Here is a 21001-nt window from a genome sequence, read left to right as displayed (position 1 = left end):
AAGCGTCATTGCGAGCGACTAAAAGGAGCGCGGCAATCAATCTTATGAAGTTAGCTAGATTGCTTCGCTCCGCTCGCAATGACGAAGTTGTTATTATTTTCTGGATCGCTACCTCGAAACTACGTTTCTCCTCGCAATGATGGTATTTTTTGCAATGATTCCGATCCCTGCAACAATTCTATTGCTGGAATGACATAAGATAATTAATATCCCGCTAGTATTCTAAATCTAATTATTTATAAAACCTAATGAGAGAAAAAAGAAATACTAGGAAATTTACAGAAATAATAATTATATTCATTTTAGGAATTGCACTCGGTTCTTATTTAGAAAATCCTGATTATTTTACTAATCTATTTCAAACAAATTTTTCTCCTCCTAATAATATAGTTAAGTCGACTTTAGTTAATACTCACCAAGAAAAAAATAATGAAAGACTGCCGGACTATAAAATATCACAAATTTCAAGAAGTAAAGTCAGCGCTTGCTTTACACCTCCTTCAGGCTGTACTAAATTTATAGCGGGTGAAATTGATAAAGCGCAAAGCTCTATTTATATGCAGGCATACGGAATGAGTGATGCTTTAATTACTGAAGCTTTAATTATGGCTCAGGCTAGAGGTGTCAAAGTTAGGTTATTACTTGATCGCAGCAATTTAAAACAAAAATTTTCTAAAATACACGAATTACAAAGAGCTAAAATCGATGTCGGCATCGATAAGGTGCCGGGCATTGCTCACAATAAAGTAATTATTATTGATAAACAAAAAGTTATTACCGGCTCATTTAACTTTACTGTATCGGCAGATACAAGAAATGCCGAAAATGTTATAGTTATTGAGGATAAGGAACTAGCCGCTTCTTATTTGCAAAATTGGTTAAGTAGGAAAGCTAAGAATCAAGGTAATTAGTAGTAGGATGATGCCATTATCATTACGAAAAGGCTGCCATTGTGAGAAAGCATTGCTCGCGTGACTCGAATTTTTGATGTCATTCCCGCGGAGGCGGGAATCTAGAAAGAATATAGTCATTACTTCATTTATTTCAGGATATTTTTAATTAGATGCTGAAACAAGTTCAGCATGACAAGACTGGATTCCCGCCTCCGCGGGAATGACATAGGTGGTAGCATGTATGGCATACTGTTGTTTTCTTGAGCCACACAATAAGGCTTCTATTTCTACGATCTACGAAGGTAACATTATTTTGATGTAAGCTTTTTTATGTAAATTATCAAAAAACTTTTGTGCTTTTTGCGATACTTTTTTATTTGTTAAAAAATTTACAACGTAATTATTTTCGTCTTCACTGACATTTAAGATTTTTTTATTACATATTAAGATTATTTGAAATTTATCATTTCTTTCAAAAACACTACTTGCTTGATCTATATTTAAGTCTTTAGTAATAGTTTGCAAAATTCCGTCTAAGCTGCTTAATTTTCCTTCAATAATTTCTATAGTAGCAAAATCGTCATACATAGATTTTTTTACGCCTGCGCAGCTTTTTAAATGCTTTCTTAAATTATACATTTTTGTAAGCGTCTTATCGCTCTCATCTTTTGCAGTAAAAATTTGCATAGAAATTTCTGCATCTTTCATATTACTTGCTAAAATTGTAGCATCTATTTCCTTAGGGCTAATATTTATCGATCTTGATAAACCGGATAAAATATTCATTTTTACTATTTCAGCTTTAATTTGTGAAGTAAAACTATTGACATCGACTGATTTACTTTTAAGATACTGAAGAAGGTAACCTTTCGGCATTTTATTACGCTCTTCGATAGTTTTTATAGCATTATTTACTTCTTCCTCAGGAATATTTTTATCTTTATTGTGTTGAAAAAGCAGAGACTCATCAATTAGGCTTTTGATTGCTAAATCGCTAAGCTGCTTATCTTGAGCAGCCTTCACGCTTTCAACATTATTTAGTGCCATAATCATTTTTTTACGAGCGCGAAATTCGTTTAAAGTAATCGGTTCATTATTTACCAGCGCAACTATATTAGGTAACTCTGCTTGCGCCAAATTAGTTATATTTAAAGTAAAAAAAGCAGTAATTAGTAATAAGAATTTTTTCATATTTTTAAGCTCACATATTTAATATTTTTAATCCAATAGAAGCGCTCCAAACAGAACTAGTCTTTTTTATGCCTCGTGCTGCATCAACCATATAATCGGAAGAAATTTTTGCAGCAATTCTAACACAATCTTTAAAATATGTCACTTTAATAGTTCTCGAAAGTAATTGCGCTTTTTGTGTCGATACGTCAACACGTGCGCCAAAACCGACCAACCAATTTTCCGTTAACCGATATCCTAAGTCTCCGTAAAATTGCCTTACCCTATTATTAGAGAGTTCTTTATTTTCTATACTATAATATTTTTTAAGATTTGTAAGCTGAATAAAGCTACCCATAATATTAATTTTGTCATTTTGAACACTACTTCCTATTTCATCACGAATAGGTTTAAGTTTATTATCTTTTCTAAAACTATAAAATAATTCAAATTGCTCTAAAAATTTTGCTGAAATTTTCCCAACATTTTCAGTGGTATGAGGCGATTGATTGATACTATATTTTGTATTTTTTGATTGTCCTAAAAATAGACCTAAATAATTTTCATATTTAGATATAGTAGTATTAAGCCCATAATTCAATCTATTACCGAATTCATGACAGTCAATTCCGCTATAACGATTTGAATCAAAAATATTTTTTTCTGATAATTCATATTTATCAGGATCAACAATAATAAATTTATTATCCAGACGCAATAATTTTCGTCCCATAGTAAAAGAAGCTATCGGTTCGGTAAGTAAAGTAATATCCTGCGCAATAACCCCTACAAACGGATAGCGCCAGACAGTTTGAAATTCCGGTATATTTCTTGTTAGAGTTTTCTGCTCCTTAACTCTATTTAAATAGTTTTGACGAATAAAATAAAAATCTCCTCTATCTTTAAGAGAAAAATTAAAAATTTGCCCGGAAGGAGTTAATAAATTATGAATAAAAGATAATTGCAATGAAGTTCTTGCTAGTTGTTTACCTATTCTTTCTTTGTAAAATAAAGTATTATTTTCAATAACTACATAACTATCATCATCATTTAAACTTATAACATTTTTCGTGTTAATTTTTGGTAATACTAAAGGATCGGTGTATTTGCTATCATTAGCTCCAAGTCCTTGAAGATCTATAGCTTCAACTACTAAATAATCAGCATCGTGAATTTTATTTAGAAATACTTTGGAAGTTAAATAAGAACTATAATTATTATAATAGTTTTTTAAATAAGCTTTATCGGAGGTGCGTTCTAATTTGAATCCGTAACCGTATTCTTTATTAGTAAAATTGCCGTTTGTTACAAAATGATATCCGTTAACTTTTTCATTTTTTATTTTTTGACCGTTTTTCTCTAAAAAATACGGTAAACTACCATAATTACCTTCAAAAATTATAGAATCAGTATTATTAAGACGATAACGTCCTTCAAGCTCAAAAATTTGATATTTTTTAAAAATTCTAGGAGTTAAAGTAAAGTCCATGTTAGGCTTAGCTCGCAAATATAGAGGTATGCCTAAACCTTCATTTTTTATACTAGGAATTAATATACCGGATGAAGCGGGAGCCGAAGGGGTAGGATGTGAAAAATACGGTAAATATATAATCGGTACGCCGTATACCTCAAAAAACACATTTCTATAAGTTATCTTATTTGTATCAAAATCAACATAAGTATCTTTAGCGGAAATCTGCCAAATAGGATTTTTACCGCAAGTAATCTCACAAGGCGTAAACTTACTATCATAAAGACGAGCCTTATTTTCATTAATTCTTTCAGCGAGCTTTGATACTAGAAGAGTATTATCACCAAAAAATAAAATAAACTCCGAAATTACTCCAGCTTTAAATTTATCCTTTAAAATTACTTTTTCACCTATAATAATTGTATCTTTTTCATCTTTAATTTTAACGTTCCCCTCCGCCCATAAAATATCATCTTCTATATCGTAAAGTAAATTATCCGCCGTTAAAAAATAATTATCTATAGCAATAGTAACGTTACCTTTAGCGTATATTAATTTTTCTTTATATTCTATAAAGTTGGCGGCTACGTTATTTATTTTAATGCCTTTAGCCTGTTTAATTGCATCTGCAAAACCTGTAAGAGGTAATAGGATTATGACAATTAACACGCTGCATACAACTAAGTTCATAAAGCCTGATACAGGTGAATTTTTCTGGATTTGCCTGTGCTCACGTATTATACGCTGTATAGGCTCACCATTAAATTTATCTTGTCTTAACCTTTCTGAATTTAGCTGTACAAGACGCATTGAAGAAATACTCAAAATATAATTAATAGTAAAAAATAATAGCAATCTATATTTATAATATCAAAGTAAATATAAAAGATTATAAAAATTTACTTGCTCTTGCTACGACGAGGCTAGTATTCTAAGTTAAACGCTTGTCATCCCTTTGCGGTATTGTTGCGTGGTCCAAAATATGGTTCCAATGTCATACCGTGGCTTGACCATGGTATAGTGATACTGATATTTTGATAATTGCTTTTTTTAAAATAGTTTATTTTCTTTAAAGTTAAGCGATTTATGTCATTCCCGCGAAGGCGGGAATCCAGGCTAAAAAGCCTTAGCTTGTAAGGCTTTTTTCTGTATAACTGTAAGGTATATACATTTTTGGCTTAATTTTTCTGGATTCCCGCCTTCGCGGGAATGACACCGAAGACGTTTGAAGTATTCACGCAAAAACGCCTTGTGGGAAAATGATATCAAACATACTTTATCTATCCACTCAATAATGTATCATTTTAAATAACATTTACCATGCTAAATAATTTCATCGACAATCAATCGGCTAAAGAGCTTTCCGTTAGTGAGCTTTCTAATAGAATTAAAGAATTATTAGAAAGTAATTTCGGGTATGTAAGAGTAAAAGGCGAAATTTCTGGTCTTAAAGTAGCAAGCTCAGGTCACGGTTATTTTAACCTAAAAGAGAATACAGCTATTTTAGCCTGTACTTGTTGGCGTCCTACTCTTGCTAAAATTAAATTTCCCTTAACAGATGGAATGGAAGTAGTCATCAGCGGCAAACTCTCTAGCTATTCAGGAAATTCACGCTATCAATTATCCGTGGAAAATATTGAGCCAGCTGGCCTTGGTGCTATGATGCAAATTTTAAATGAGCGTAAAGCACGATTAGAGAAAGAAGGTTTATTTAATAAAATAAGAAAAAGATTGCCGTATTTACCAACTAAAATTGGAGTAGTGACTTCACTAACCGGCGCAGTTATAAAAGATATTATTCATCGAATTACTGACCGTTTTCCGTCCCGTATAATAATATGGCCAGTTAGTGTACAAGGAGAAAATGCTGGAAATGAAATTGCCGAAGCTATAGAAGGCTTTAATAATTTAGAAGAAGTGAATAAACCGGATGTAATAATCGTTGCTAGAGGCGGCGGATCAATAGAAGATCTTTGGGCATTTAATGATGAAATAGTAGTAAGAGCTACTTTTAACTCGGTAATTCCTATTATTTCAGCAGTCGGTCATGAAGTAGATTATACTTTAATCGATTTAGCTGCCGATAAACGAGCGCCTACTCCAACTGCCGCAGCTGAATTTGCCGTACCGGTACTTGCTATTTTAAATCACACATTACAATCTCATGAAAATATTTTGCTGAGTCGCATTAATCGATTAATGAAATATCAACAACAAAATATTTCTAACTATGAGAGAATATATAAATATTTCATAAATTATACCAATAATAAACAACAATTGCTTGATGAGGTAGGTTTTAATTTATTAGATTCTTTGCCATGTTTAATTAAATTGAAAAAAACAAAACTTGAATCTTTTACAAAAGATAGAATTAATCCTTCTAAAATAGTTACTTATAAAGCATTAGAATTGACACATCAAACCGATTATATGATAAAATCAATCGATAATACTTTAAAAAATTTCAAATACAAACTAACGTTGAATAGTTCGCTTCTTACAAGCTTGGATTATAATAATGTACTCAAACGAGGCTTTGCTATAATAAAAAGTGAAGACGGCAAATTTTTATCTTCAAAAAATATTGCAGAAACTAAAGAAAAATTTTCGGTTAAATTTTTTGATGGAGAAGTGAAGGTAGTTAGAGATACAAAATGTCATTCCGTAAGTTGATTGGTGTTGTTGCCGGATAATTAAAGCACATTTTATGTCATTCCCGCGCAGGCGGGAATCCAGACTTTCCTTTGTCATGCTGAATTTATTTCAGCATCTCTTATAAAAGATCCTGAAACAAGTTCAGGATGACTATTAATTTTCTGGATTCCGGCCTTTAGCTAGGAATAACATAGCCCATAAATTTATACAGAGATTTAAGTATATGAAAATTTTTAAGCTTTTTGTTTTTATATTAATTATTTTAAAAACTTTCAATGTTGTAAGTGATGATTTGCCGACTCAGCCTTTAGATGATAAGCAAACGTCTTTAGAATGTGATAATATTGCTGACAAAAAAACCTTAATAAATGCTTGGTATATAAACGAGCCTTATCAATATAATATTACCGCCTCAAACGGTCGCATCGGCGTTTCTGGTATGGATATTGAATTAATTAACGCTTTTGCTAAAAAAGCGGGGATTAATATTGTTAATCAAGAAAATACCTGGTTTCAGGATCAATTAGATATCGAAAACGGCACATCCGATATGTCAGGTGGAGCTACTTATACTATCGAAAGAAGTAAATATGCGCATTTTTCAAAACCTTATAGATCAGAAGAGCTCTCGCTATTTATTATAGAGCCGCTTGCAAAAAAACTAAATTTTCAAAATATTACTCAGTTCATAGCGCAAGTGCGTTTATTTAATTTTCATCTAGGAGTAATTAAAGGAAATGTATACGGCGTTCCGGAATTCACCAATTTTTTACAAAATGAAAAAAATAGTGATATTATTACGGTTTATCAAAATGATATGGAATTAGTTAACGGACTTGCAAAAAAAGAAATTAATGGGTTTATTAGCGATAGAGTTGTCGGAGCAGTAAATATTTTAAATGAGAAAATCGAGCAAAAAATAATAGAAGTTCCTCTAAATATAAAAACACCTATACATTTAATATTTAGTAAAAAAACTGTATCTTTAAGTGTTGTACAAAAATTTAATTACGCTATAGAAGAATTTATTGCCGGTAATGAATATAAGAAAATTGTAAAAACTTATATATACCACATCTTATTACCGAAATCTATCGATTCTAGATGGTGTCATATGGCGGTAATGCTTGGAAGTTTTGCTTTTGCGATTTCAGGGATTATAATAGGTATTAAGAAAAATAGTACGTTATTCGGTACCTTTTTATTCGCGATGTTACCCTCCATTACTAGTTGTATTACACTCGATTTAATAGTAAATCATAATACCGGACATTTAAATTTTGATTTCACCCCTTCCTATTTTTACTATATATTTATAGCAGTGTTAATAAGTTTTACCTCTATTAAAATATTCAGTTATTATAATAAACAATTTTATGAAGATAATTTTTTAGATCAAATATTTACTAATATTCTTGTTATTTGTGATGCATTCGGGCAAGCAACTTTCATAGTTATCGGTGTGGTCATGGTTATTATACAAAAAATTGAACCGCTTGGATTTTGGGGGCCTTTCTTTGCTTGTATAACTTCTAACAGCGGTGTAATACTACGTGATTTTATTAGTAGGCAAGAAGTAGCAAAAGGTATTCCGAAAGGTAGCAGTATTGAAATATCCGTATTGTGGGGTGTATGTTTTAGCGTATTACTTGACGTATACGGCTCGAACCCTAATTACAATACAATACAATATTCTATGATAACTGTTATTATTGGAGCATTTATTACTAATCTTTTAATTTACCATTTCGGTTTGCCAGAATGGCGATTCCGTAATAACAAACTAGGTGCCGAAGAAAATACAGCAATACAGAAATAAATAATATATTCGATGTTATTTTTATTTTCTATATTACTCCTGCAAAGGTGGGAGTAATATTAAAAATATTATCCATATAAAAATACTTCTCCATACCAGCGAGCTTCGATAATTATACTATAGAGCAAAAATGAAAATAGCGACCTGGAATATCAATTCCATAAAAATGAGACTTGATCTTTTACGTAATTTTTTAACCGAGGCAAACCCTGATATTTTATTGCTTCAGGAAATAAAATGTGAAACCGATAAATTTCCTTTTGATGAATTAAGTGATTTACCTTATAATTTTTATGTTCATGGACAAAAATCATATAACGGCGTGGCTATTTTATCTAAATTCCCTGCTGATGAAATAATAAAAGATTTTCCTAATAATTATTGTACTGATCAATCCAGATTTTTGGAAATTAACGTATCCACACCCATCGGTTTTTGCAAAATAATTTCCTTGTATGCTCCTAACGGCTCATCGGTAGGCAGTGATAAATTCGAAACAAAGCTAAAATTTTACGATAGCTTTATCAATTATTTATCCTCTTGCAAATCTTTTGAAGAAAAAATCATAATAGGCGGAGATTTTAACATTGCGCCATTTGATATTGACGTATATTCTCCGCAGGCACTTAGAGGCACTACTTGTTTTACTCTTGACGAGCAAAAGAAATTCCGAACGATTTTAAATTCAGGATTTGAAGATTTATATAGAGTTACTAAACCCGCTAGTCATGAATTTTCTTGGTGGGATTATAGAGCTGGGTCTTTTGAACAAAATAAGGGTATGCGTATCGATATGCTACTTGCTTCCAATAACGCAGTTGATTATTTGGAAAATTGTTATATGGATTATAATTTAAGAACGAAATTAAAGCCGTCGGATCATATACCCGTAGTTGCTAGTTTTCATAGCAGCAACTAAAACGGTATTATTGCAGAAATCACAAAGCAAGTATAATGTCATACCGTGGCTTGACCACGGGATCCAGAGAAAATAACTCACAGCAGTAATTGTTTTAGATTTTTAACTGGATTCCGTGAATAAATCACGGTATGACACCAAAATTTGCTTTACGCAGGCGGCAAACTAAACCGATAAAGCTATATTGAAATGAAGAGCTGAAAAATGACTAAAAAAAATACTTTATTATTAATAGACGGTTATGGGTTTGTTTTCAGAGCTTATCACGTACAGCCGCCGCTAAGCTCACCAAACGGTGAACCCGTAGGCGCTCTTTACGGCTTTACTTCAATGCTGCTTAAGGTCTTAAATGACTTTAAACCGAAACACGCAGCAGTGGTTTTCGACACTGGCGGGAAAAATTTTCGTCATCAAATTTATGATCAATATAAAGCAAATAGACCATCTCCTCCTGAAGATTTAATTACTCAGTTACCTCTGGTGCGAACTGTTGCAAGTAATCTTAATTTCCCTATTTTGGAGAAAAACGGTTATGAGGCGGATGATATTATAGCTACTTTTGCTGCTAAAGCAGCAGCGTTAGAAGAAGATGTTATTATTATTTCTTCCGATAAAGATTTACTGCAGTTAATGAATGATCACGTAAAAATATATGATCCGATAAAAGCAAAATATATTACTGAAGACGATGTCATTAAAAAATTCGGTGTGAAGCCAAATAAAGTCCGGGAAGTTATGGCTTTAATGGGTGATAGATCTGATAACATTCCAGGCGTGCCGTCTATAGGGCCAAAAACCGCTAGTACGCTTATTGGCCAATTTGATTCGGTAGAAAATATATTAAATTCACTTGAACAAATTACCAGCCCAAGGCAAAGAGAAATTTTACAATCTTCTAAAGAGCTTGCTTTAATCTCTTGGCAATTAGTCGGACTTGATTTTAATGTAGATATAGATTTTGAATTAAATGAATTAGAATGGTCAGCGCCTGAAGCTGATAAATTATCAAAATTTTTACATGAATACGGGTTTAAATCTTTACATAAAAGAGCAGAAAATTTATTTGATATTAAAATTACCGAGCATGAAGAAATAATAGCAGAAAACAAAACTGTTGCTATAAAGGAAATTAATAACATTGAAGAGTTTAATGATTTTATAAAAAAAGCAGAAAAAGAAGGGGTGATAGGGATTTATCCGATAGAGCATAAAAACCAGTTAATTGCTTTTGCCTTATCATTAAAAAATGAGGGATATATTTTAAAAATTAACAGCTCAATTAATGACCTTTTTTCCTATGGCGCTAACCAAACTGAAAATAACTGGTTTTTTCCAACTATTTATAACCTACTATATGATACATCTATCAAAAAAATTACTTACGGCTTAAAGCAACTTCTAAAAGTCTTTACTAACGAGACAAATAAAATTTCAGCGATCGAAGATTTAGAGTTAATACATTATGCAATATCGGCGGGAATGCCTCAAAAGGACTTATTTCTAGAAGCTAAGAAAGAAAGCCAAATCGAAAATATAATTACCGAATCGGCAAAAATAGTTGCAGGTTTTACTACTCTTTATGAACAGGAAATTCAGGAGCTTAAAAATAGTAAAGCTTTTAGGCTGTATAGAGAAATCGACTTGCCGCTATGTTACGTAATAGATAAAATGGAAAAAGCCGGCATAAAAATAGATGCCGATTATCTCAATAAATTATCCGCAAAATTTGGCGAGGAAATCATAAGGCTTGAGCAGGAAATTTTTACTCTTAGCGGTGTTAAATTTAACATCGGTTCACCTAAACAGCTAGGTGAAGTATTATTTGATAAAATGCAATTACCTTTTGGCAAAACTTCTGCCAAAGCAAGTTCTTACTCTACGGGAGCTGAAATTCTTGAGAAGCTTAGCGAACATGGTTACGGGATAGCAGATTTATTGCTTAAATGGCGGCAGCTTAGTAAACTAAAAAATACTTACACCGATAGCTTGCCGAAGCAAATAAACCGGGTAACCGGTAGAGTTCATACAACTTTTTTGCAAACTTCTACAACTACCGGACGGCTTAGCTCACAAGAGCCTAATTTACAAAATGTACCAATTCGCTCAACAGAAGGTAACAAAATTAGAGAAGCTTTTATAGCTGAAAAAGGATATAAATTAATATCTGCCGACTACTCACAAATCGAGCTGAGAATATTAAGCCATATTGCAGATATGCCAGAACTTAAACAATCATTTATTAACGGTGAGGATATTCATAGCCAAACCGCCTGTCAAATTTTTAATTTGAAAAAAGAAGAGCTAACGCATGAGCATAGACGCAAAGCAAAAGCAATAAATTTCGGTATTATTTACGGCATTAGTGCTTTTGGTTTGGCTAAGCAATTAAATGTTAGCTCAAAAGAAGCTTCAGATTATATTAAGAAATATTTTGCCGAATATAAAGGCGTCGAAAGTTATATGGAATCTATAAAATCTGAGGCTAAAGCGCAAGGTTACGTTACTAATTTGTTTGGTAGAAAATGCTTTGTGCCGTTAATTTATGATAAAAAAGCATCTCTGCGACAATTTGCGGAAAGAGCTGCTATTAATGCCCCTATTCAAGGTACCAACGCCGATATAATAAAAATTGCCATGATTAATTTAGACCAGGAAATAGAAAAATTAGGCCTTAAAACTAGGCTAATACTACAAATTCATGATGAATTGCTGTTTGAAGCACCAGAGTCAGAAGTCGCAATTATTGTACCGATCATTAGGAAAATTATGGAAAATTCTACCGATATCAGAGTACCGATTATTGCCGAAACACGCGTCGGTAATAGCTGGATGGAAATACATTAAATTTATAAAATTTATTGAAGTAACATATATTGTTATGTTAATATCAATTATTGTTACTAATTTATAGGTACTATATGAATATTTCTCTAACGCCAGAATTGGAAAAATATATAATTAAACAAGTTGAAAGTGGTTTGTATCATTCTTCAAGCGAAGTTATAAGAACTGCTTTACGTTTAATGGTTAAATCGGAAAATAAGTCTTCAGATACTGGATTTGAAAATTATAAAATGTGGCTTGATCAGGAAATTTAAATTGGTTTAGCCCAAGCAGCACAAGGTAAGTTAATTTCAGATGAGAAAGCTTTAAAAAATCTTAAAAACTTTCGCAAAGAACAGATATTAAAACATGGGTAAGCATAATTTTGTTTTAACCACTCAAGCAGAGCAAGATATTAAAGATATCTAGCTTTATATTGCCCAAGGTAGTATTAAATTTGCTGAAGAAGTTATAGAACAATTTGAGCAGGCATTTTTTAAACTGGTTACCAATCCTAATATTGGTAGTAAACGTGAAGATTTGACTAATAAACCAGTACGTTTTTGGATCGTTTACAGTTATTATATTATTTATGACCCGACAACTAATCCTTTGCAAATTTTACGTATAATAAGTTCCTATCGTAATATCGAAAATTGCTAATAAATTATACATTATTTATTAATATTATATGATAAAAAAATTACCCCCTATATCGCCTGGTCAAATCCTTTTAGAAGAATTTATGCAGCCTTTGGATATTAGCCAAAGTCGACTCGCTCGTGATATTGATGTACCTGTTACTAGGATAAATAATATAATTAAACATCATCGCTCTATTACAGCTGATACAGCTTTACGCTTAGGAAAATATTTCAATGTAAACCCTCATTGGTGGATGAATATGCAAAACCAATATGATTTAGAACTAGCAGAAGATTATAGTTGGCAGATAACGTTCCAAAGGATACGTACTTTATCTGTTGCAAGTTAATTAGTAATGCGGAGTAATTTATGAAAAATACAATATTCACGTCAGAATCGGTTTCAGAGGGGCATCCTGATAAAATCGCCGATCAAATTTCCGATACCATTTTAGATGAAATTATTGCACTTGATCCTAATTGTCGAGTAGCTTGTGAAACGTTTGTAACAACGGGTATGGTGCTTGTTGGCGGTGAGATCACTACCAGTGCATGGGTTGATATTCCCCAAATCGTTCGCAATAAAGTAAAGGAAATCGGCTATAATGATTTATCTCTCGGCTTTACCGGTGATTCTTGTGCTGTAATATCTTCAATATCCACACAGTCACCCGATATAGCAATGGGTGTTAACAATATTAATGAAGATGAAATAGGAGCAGGTGATCAAGGTATGGTTTTTGGTTATGCTTGCAATGAAACAGCTTCTTTAATGCCTGCGCCTATTTATTACGCTCATCGTTTAATGAAAAAACAGGCTTTGCTGCGCAAGCAGGAAATTTTGCCTTGGCTTGGTCCCGATGCAAAATCACAAGTTACATTAAGATATGAAAATAATGAACCCGTAGCAGTTGATACGGTAGTTTTATCAACGCAGCACAGTGAAAATATACCTTACGCAAGCCTTAAAGAAGCAGTTATGGAAGAAATTATCAAGCCTGAATTGCCGAGCCAGTGGATTAATAAAGATACTAAATATTTCATTAACCCAACAGGTAGGTTTGTGATTGGCGGCCCTGTTGCAGATTGCGGCTTAACAGGTAGGAAAATTATCGTAGATACTTACGGTGGAATGGCAAGGCACGGTGGCGGCTGTTTTTCAGGCAAAGATCCAACTAAAATAGATCGCTCAGCGGCTTATATGGCCCGCTATGTCGCTAAAAATATCGTAGGAGCAGGTCTTGCGGATCGTTGCGAAATACAAATATCCTATGCAATCGGTGTTGCTGCGCCTGTTTCGATTTATGTCGAAACTTTCGGTACGGGTAAATTAGACGATGAGCAAATTACCAAAATAATAATAAAACATTTTGATATGCGGCCTGGGAAAATTATCAAACATCTTAAACTCCATACCCCATGCTATCAGAAAACCGCTGCTTATGGTCATTTCGGTCGAGAGGATGAAGATTTTACTTGGGAGAAATTAGATAAAGTAGAGTTGTTACGTGGCGAACTTAATCGGTAATTCAATAGCTAAAAATAATTATATCAGAAGTAGAATAAGCAATCTATAATCTAATTATAAGTTTTATTAAAAATATTGACTTATGAAAATAATTAGCTAAAATCATGATCGGAAAGGCTGCAAGGCTTTTCTGGGGCGTAGTAGCCTCTTTCAACAAGCGGTAATATCAGCCGCATAAATGATATAATCCTCGACTTCACGGTCGGGGAGATAATAGCTATGTCCAAGGCTTATGGTTATTTCCGTAAGCCTAAAAGCTATTATGGCTGTTCTTGTTGACGGTTTACTACCTCCCCGGCCACCTATGAATTTTTTTACTTCGATTCTTTGGTGGTCAAACTTATTTTAAGTTTAACACACGGGGAACATCATGAGCGACTACTTAATCAAAAACTTAATAATCTTTCTACTTCTATTGATAATAATCAAAATAAATAACTTCAATGGTATGACACCAACAATTTGGTCATGATAGTAATGCTTGCAGGGGTGAGTCATGATGGTTTGAGTATCCACACGGGCAATGTCTCCTCATAATGACGATTATGGTATTCATGCAAGCAATGCCTCGAAAACACGAATGATATAATATTTGCCGGCGTTTTCACTTCCCTATGCAAAAATTTCTAAATATCTCTCCGAGTATTTCTTCAATATTTATAGAGCCGGTAATTGCGCTGATAGCTCTAATTGTCATTCTGATGTCTTCGGTTGCCAGAACTAAATCTTTCTCAATATTAAAACTTGTTAAATGCTCAAGAGCTTGCTTTAAATAACGCCTATGTCTTTCTTGAGTTATATAAGGCGTTTCGGTTAAGCCGGCAATATTAGCGGCTATATTTTCGATAGCTGTTAATATTTCCTGCATACCGATATTTTCTTTTATCGAAACTTTTAGACAAGTATGCTTATCTTCTATAGAAAATATTTTTCCTGAATTACTTAAATCAATCTTATTAATAATTATTATAGTATTATTATCGATTAAATTGGTAATAGCCTCATTTAAAGGTGCATTTAATTGCTCCGCGTCAAACATAATGATTCTAATATCAGCTTTATCAGCTGATGCTATTGCTCTTTTAATACCTTCTTGTTCAATTAAATCATTACTGCCCGCTCTTATACCGGCAGTATCCTGTAAAATAATAGGATAGCCGCCAATATCTAAATGCCCTTCAATTATATCTCTGGTAGTACCTGCAATATTTGAAACAATAGCTATTTCTCTTTGCATTAAAAAATTTAACAAACTGGATTTGCCAACATTCGGCGCGCCTAATATAGATAATTGTAAACCACTTCTAAGCAACTCTCCACGACGATTATCATTAAGATAATTTGTTATTGTGTCTTTGAGTTTAGCGCTAATATTCGTTACTTCGGTAAGTACTATGTCCGGAATATCTTCGTCAGGAAAATCTATATATGCTTCAAGTAAACTGATTATCCTTAAAAGATTCTGACGCCATTCACCATATAAAAGTTCAAGCGCTCCGCCCGCCTGTCTGATCGCCTGCTTATGCTGCATGATAGTTTCCGCTTCAATTAAATCAGCGATTCCTTCAGCAGCGGTTAAGTCAAATTTCCCATTTAAAAAAGCTCTTCTGGTAAATTCCCCTGGCTCGGCTATTCGAAGCCCTGCAATATCTAATAAGCTATTAATAAGCAGTACGGATATAGCCTTACTGCCGTGAGTATAAATTTCAACCACATCTTCACCAGTAAAGCTGGCAGGCGAAGGAAAATATACGACCATAGCATTATCGATTAGCCCACCGCTTTCGAGATCGATAAGTTTTTGATAATACATAAATCTCGGTTTAAAATTCTTTTTCCCGGTTATTATAGTTAAAGCTTCTAAGCTTTTTGGACCCGAGATCCTAAAAACTGCTACTCCCGCTCTACCTTGAGCAGAGCTTTGTGCAAATATTGTGTCCACTTATTTTATAGCCTCTTGCGTTGATTGTAAGGTCTGGTATAATACTATACGTATAGCATATATATAATAGGAGCTTAAGGGAATTTTGAATATTTGTCATACTGTGGTCTTGATTGGTATTGTTGCGTGGATACCCTAAACGTCCTCGGTGTCATTCCCTCGAAAGAGGGAATCTACTTAACAATATAACAAAAGTTAGATACCAGCTTTCGCTGGTATGACACCAGAAATTCGATCTGCAACAAGGTTTTCAGTCACTCGCAATGACGTTTAGGGTATCCACGCAACAATGCCAACTTGATTGCAGCATGACATCAAAATATATAATTTTAGGGTAAATATGGCAACAAACTTATCGTCGTTAAATTCAAGTAGATTAAACTGTCAGGTGCCGAGCTATAAAACAGAGATTTTAGAGCTGAGTCAAGAACGTAAAGGAGAGTTATTTTACATTGAATTTATTCAAAAATTTTTAACCTATATTCCGATAGACTATGATTTTAATAACAGGCGAGAATTATTTCAAAATTTTGCTGATCAAGCTTTCGGGTTTTTTAAAGAAAGAACTATAGGCAGTAAAAAATTAGCGGTAACAAATACAGTTATTGAAAATGATCCGGCAGTTAATATTTTAATACTAACTGATAATAAGCCTCATATAGTGGATGCTATAGTATGTTTACTTACCAATATTAATTTACCGACCAAGTTTTTACTACATCCCGTTATTAACTGTATACGTAACGGTAAAGGCGAATTATTGAAAATAGTAGATACTCCTACCAATGATACAAAAGCTGAATCAATATTGCATATATCTATTTTAGGGAATCTTGATAATAATGCCGTTGCCAATTTAAAAGAAGTATTAGAGACAAGATTAGATGAGCTTGAACAAGGTTATAACGTCACACAGAAACTAATAGCAAGGTTAGATGAGCTAGCTTTACTGATTTCCAAGAATCAACAAATATGTAAAAATGTTAAATTAAATTGTAATGAATCTAAAGAATTTTTGTATTGGTTAAAGGAAGATAACTTAATTTTCCTAGGGATGCTTGATTTCGATATAAAATCTTCAAAATTAACGCATGAAGACGGCGCAAAAAAAATATGGCAGAATATAAGATCAGAAATTGACGATATCATAAAATGTTCAGCCGATCCGTTACATCAAAATCAATTGATTATTTTAGGTAAAGTTAATACCGCTTCACTTATTCATCCGGATAATTTAGTAGATTATATTTTAGTTAAAAATCTCGATGAAAGCGGCGAGTATATTTCCGGTAGTATCATTTTCGGGATATATAACTTTCCCATATATTACCAATCGATAAGTAATATTCCGCTATTAAGACAAAAACTTAATTTCGTATTGGAAAAAGCTGGATTTTCATTATCGGGCTATAATGCCGATAAATTAAAAATTTTAATGGAATCATTGCCTAGAGAAGCTTTAATACAAATTGATGAAGGCGATTTATATTGTATGTGTTTGCATATGCTTTCAAGTATGATGAGTAAAAAGCTTAAATTATTTATTCAATATGATTGGTCAAGTTCTTTTCTTAATATAATAATATTCTTACCGAGAGAGCGACTAACCTCGGAAATACATAGTAAGATAGATTGCTATTTGATGGAAAAATTTGGCAGTAAAATATTATCTAATTATATTACTGAAGTAGCGGGAAGTTTTTCCTATCTATTTGTCACTTTAGAAGCCCATGATAAAAGTCAAATAAATTTTGAAGCGGAAATAATACAGCAAGATTTAGATCGTATTTCTACCCGTTGGAGTGAGGATTTTTATCTTAAACTTTCTAAAAAATTTGGTGAATATCAGGCAGGGATTAATTTAAAACTTTTCGATGCCGTTTTTCCTGCAGATTATCGACAAAAATTTTCTCCTGAAATAGCATTAACAGATATTGAATATTTAACGGAAGCCAGTAATAAACAAAAATGTCTGTTTAATTTGATAGCTATTAATGAATCAGAGTTTTACTTAAAAATATATAGCCCTGAAGTAAAACTTATTCTTTCTAATATACTCCCGCCTATAGAGAATTTAGGATTTAAGGCACTTGACGAACAAAGCTTTGCAATCAAGGCAGTAGGAGAAATTAAAGAAAGCTGGATATATAATTTTATTTTAACTAGCGCAGTAGAGGTGAAAAATAATATTACCGAATTAAAAATAAATGTAGAGGAAGCACTGGATAAAATAGCAGCAGGGCTGCTTGCCAACGATTCTTTAAGTAAACTGATAGTACTTGCCGGCTTTAACTGGAAGCAGGTAAAACTAGTAAAGGCACTAACTAGATATCTACATCAAACTGGTTTTATATACGGCAAGGGCTATGTACAACTTACTTTAATAAAGCATCCCGTATATACAAAAATGCTGGTGGCTTTATTTAATATAAGATTTAATCCACGTCTTGCTGATAAAAAATTAGCTGAGCTCAAAGAGAATATTAATAGCTATTTAGCTACGGTGACTGTTAGCAGTGAAGATAAAGTATTACGCAGCATGTTTTGTATCATTGAAGCTATCGTCAGAACTAACTATTACCAGCTTGTAGAGGATGGTACATCCGCTAACAAACAGTGTTTTGCTTTTAAATTTGATTCTAGTAAAGTACCGAACTTACCTCAACCGATTCCTTTTGCCGAAATATTTGTATATTCCAAAGATTTTGAAGCTGTGCATTTAAGAGGCGGGAAAGTATCACGCGGAGGGCTTAGATGGTCTGACAGGGCAGAAGATTATAGGTTTGAAGCACTCGGACTTATGAAAGCACAAATGACAAAAAATTCGGTTATTGTTCCCGTGGGTTCTAAAGGGGCGTTTTTTGTTAATTTTACTGCGGATGGCCTAAGTCGTGAAGAATATATGGCAAAAGTAGTTGAATGCTATAAAAATTTTCTACGAGGTATGCTGGATATTACCGACAACATTATTGACGGAAAAGTAGTACAACCGAAAGATACTGTTATTTATGATCAGGAGGATCCTTATCTAGTAGTTGCTGCCGATAAAGGCACGGCTTCATTCTCGGATTATGCTAATAGTGTTGCGCGTGAATATAATTATTGGCTCGATGATGCTTTCGCCTCAGGGGGGTCGGCCGGCTATGATCATAAGAAAATGGCGATTACTTCTAAAGGAGCCTGGATTGCGGTAACAAATCATTTCCAAAGTATGGGTATTGATGTCCAGAAAGACCCTATTACAATCGTAGGGATTGGCGATATGTCAGGTGACGTATTCGGTAACGGTCTGCTTAGATCAAAAACTGTTAAGCTAGTTGCCGCGTTTAATCATAAACATATATTTATTGATCCGACTCCCGATCCATTAATAAGTTTCAATGAACGTCTACGTTTATTTAATTTACGTGAATCTAATTGGTCAGATTATGATTATAGGCTACTGTCAGCAGGCGGTAAGATATTTGAACGTAGCAGTAAATCAATTAAATTAACGCCGGAAATTAAAACTTTGCTTGAGATAAGTAAAGACGAAGTAACGCCTGAAGAGCTTATAAGATTTATTTTAAAAGCAAATGTTGATTTGCTTTGGAATGGCGGTATAGGAACTTATATCAAGGCTAAAACAGAAAGTGATTTGGAAATCGGCGACAAGGCAAATGATAATCTTCGATGTAACGGTTCTGAAATTAGAACAAAAGTTATAGCCGAAGGGGGGAATATTGGTGCATCGCAGCAAGGTAGAGTTGAATATGCCAACAAAGGCGGACGTATAAATGCCGATTTTATAGATAATTCTGCCGGAGTTGACTGTTCCGACCATGAAGTAAATATAAAAATTGCACTAAGTAGCGCGGTAGCTTCCGGTAAGATTACCCTGGATGAGCGTAATAAATTATTAATCGATATGACCAACCAGGTAGAAGAGCTGGTACTTATTGATAATTATCAGCAAACGCAAGCTATAAGCGTTATGCAGCTATCGCCTGTTTTCACGGTCGGAATATTTAGTCAATTTATCGATATTCTAGAAGAGGAAAAAATATTAATTCGCAGTAATGAATTTTTACCGACTGCCGAAGAATTAACTAAAAGAGCCCTAAAAGGTGAGTCGTTAACTCGCCCTGAGCTTTGCGTACTTCTTTCATATAGTAAAAGATCAGTTTATCATGAATTAATGAACTCTACTTTTTCTCGAGATAAATATTTTGATTCTTATCTTATAAATTATTTTCCTGAGTTAATGAGAGAAAAATTTCGCTCAGAAATTTTATCCCATCCACTTAAACATGAAATTATTAGGACTGTTGTTACGAATAAAATAGTCAATCAGCTTAGCGGTCCTTTACTTAGCATTACAAAACGTGAAACCGGCGCAGCACTTTGCAATATAATACGTTCATTTATAATTGTTTGTGAAATATTTGACCTTGATAATATATGGAAGAAAGTTGAGACGCTGCCCGCTCATATCGATTATAATATTAAAATCGATATATTTACTGAAATAGCAAAGCTTATGAGGCGCGGTATTGCCTGGTTCATTAAACACGTGAAACATCCTATTAATATTAGCGATACTATTGAAGAATTTTCTGAGCCTACACAAATTTTAAGAAAAACAGTCGGTGGATTGTTGATAGGAGAAGCTAAAACAAAGCTTGAAGATAAATTAAAATATTATACTAGTTCAGGAGTAGATGAATCATTTGCAAATATAATAGTCACACTTGATAGTTTGATTTCAGTTTTTGATATAATATATATTACCAGACAAACAAAAGGGCATAACATAGATATAGCTAGTTTATATTTTTCCGTCGCTAATAAATTTAGCATTGATTGGCTGCGCAAAGCTTGCGATAAACAATTAAATAATTCTTATTGGAGTCGTCTTGGAATTCAATCTTTAAAAGATGATTTATATGACAAACAAAGAAAATTATTGATAAAAATAACAAGTAAATCTAAATCAACTGTTGATTTAGATTTTTGGATTGATAATAATAAAAGTTTAGTACAAAATTTTCTTGATTTTATGAAAGAAATTAAGCTTCAAGAGAATATAGACTTAAATATCATTATTTTAGCAAATAAAAAATTTGAAATATTTTTACAAAAACTTGAGTAAATT

Annotated in this window: 13 protein-coding genes; 10 read left to right on the top strand and 3 right to left on the bottom strand. The window is 33.0% G+C overall.

What is annotated here, in order from left to right; genetic code table 11:
* Positions 1 to 248: 248 nt before the first annotated feature.
* Positions 249 to 911, top strand: a complete 663-nt coding sequence (locus OTR29_RS00445; protein ID WP_422228704.1) for a phospholipase D family nuclease — start codon at positions 249 to 251, stop codon at positions 909 to 911.
* Positions 912 to 1187: 276 nt separating this feature from the next.
* On the opposite strand, the gene OTR29_RS00440 is transcribed toward OTR29_RS00445, so the two are convergent.
* Positions 1188 to 2084 carry a SurA N-terminal domain-containing protein gene (locus tag OTR29_RS00440; RefSeq protein ID WP_422228703.1) on the bottom strand — a complete coding sequence of 299 codons (897 nt, stop codon included), beginning with the start codon at positions 2082 to 2084 and terminating at the stop codon, positions 1188 to 1190.
* Between the two features lie 10 nt (positions 2085 to 2094).
* Positions 2095 to 4224 (bottom strand): LPS-assembly protein LptD, encoded by a 2130-nt coding sequence (locus tag OTR29_RS00435; protein WP_422229049.1) that lies wholly within the window; start codon positions 4222 to 4224, stop codon positions 2095 to 2097.
* A gap of 630 nt (positions 4225 to 4854) precedes the next feature.
* On the opposite strand from OTR29_RS00435, the gene xseA reads away from it, so the two are divergent.
* The 8 genes from xseA to metK all read left to right on the top strand — a co-directional run bounded on the left by xseA (position 4855) and on the right by metK (position 13925).
* Positions 4855 to 6210 carry an exodeoxyribonuclease VII large subunit gene (gene xseA, locus OTR29_RS00430; protein ID WP_422228702.1) on the top strand — a complete coding sequence of 452 codons (1356 nt, stop codon included), beginning with the start codon at positions 4855 to 4857 and terminating at the stop codon, positions 6208 to 6210.
* A gap of 205 nt (positions 6211 to 6415) precedes the next feature.
* On the top strand, positions 6416 to 8011 hold the full coding sequence (locus tag OTR29_RS00425) for a transporter substrate-binding domain-containing protein (RefSeq protein WP_422228701.1): 1596 nt from the start codon (positions 6416 to 6418) through the stop codon (positions 8009 to 8011).
* A gap of 130 nt (positions 8012 to 8141) precedes the next feature.
* A complete protein-coding gene (gene xth, locus OTR29_RS00420) occupies positions 8142 to 8930 on the top strand; it encodes an exodeoxyribonuclease III (protein WP_422228700.1) in 789 nt (262 codons plus the stop codon).
* A 204-nt stretch (positions 8931 to 9134) separates the two neighbouring features.
* Entirely contained in the window at positions 9135 to 11774 is a 2640-nt protein-coding gene (gene polA / locus OTR29_RS00415) for a DNA polymerase I (protein ID WP_422228699.1), read from the top strand.
* Positions 11775 to 11848: 74 nt separating this feature from the next.
* Complete coding sequence (locus OTR29_RS00410; RefSeq protein WP_422228698.1) at positions 11849 to 12028, top strand: type II toxin-antitoxin system ParD family antitoxin; 180 nt, start codon at positions 11849 to 11851, stop codon at positions 12026 to 12028.
* 160 nt (positions 12029 to 12188) lie between these two features.
* A complete protein-coding gene (locus OTR29_RS00405) occupies positions 12189 to 12416 on the top strand; it encodes a type II toxin-antitoxin system RelE/ParE family toxin (protein WP_422229048.1) in 228 nt (75 codons plus the stop codon).
* Positions 12417 to 12444: 28 nt separating this feature from the next.
* Entirely contained in the window at positions 12445 to 12747 is a 303-nt protein-coding gene (locus OTR29_RS00400; RefSeq protein WP_422228697.1) for a HigA family addiction module antitoxin, read from the top strand.
* A gap of 20 nt (positions 12748 to 12767) precedes the next feature.
* Entirely contained in the window at positions 12768 to 13925 is a 1158-nt protein-coding gene (metK, locus tag OTR29_RS00395; protein WP_422228696.1) for a methionine adenosyltransferase, read from the top strand.
* A gap of 604 nt (positions 13926 to 14529) precedes the next feature.
* Here metK and mnmE read toward each other — a convergent pair.
* On the bottom strand, positions 14530 to 15867 hold the full coding sequence (mnmE, locus tag OTR29_RS00390) for a tRNA uridine-5-carboxymethylaminomethyl(34) synthesis GTPase MnmE (RefSeq protein ID WP_422228695.1): 1338 nt from the start codon (positions 15865 to 15867) through the stop codon (positions 14530 to 14532).
* 340 nt (positions 15868 to 16207) lie between these two features.
* On the opposite strand from mnmE, the gene OTR29_RS00385 reads away from it, so the two are divergent.
* On the top strand, positions 16208 to 20998 hold the full coding sequence (locus OTR29_RS00385) for an NAD-glutamate dehydrogenase (RefSeq protein WP_422228694.1): 4791 nt from the start codon (positions 16208 to 16210) through the stop codon (positions 20996 to 20998).
* Positions 20999 to 21001 lie beyond the last annotated feature (3 nt).

Source organism: Rickettsia endosymbiont of Halotydeus destructor, from assembly GCF_049278075.1.
GTDB lineage: Bacteria > Pseudomonadota > Alphaproteobacteria > Rickettsiales > Rickettsiaceae > Rickettsia.
Note: the sequence above shows the minus strand (reverse complement) of the source record. Positions and strands in the feature narration are given on the sequence as shown.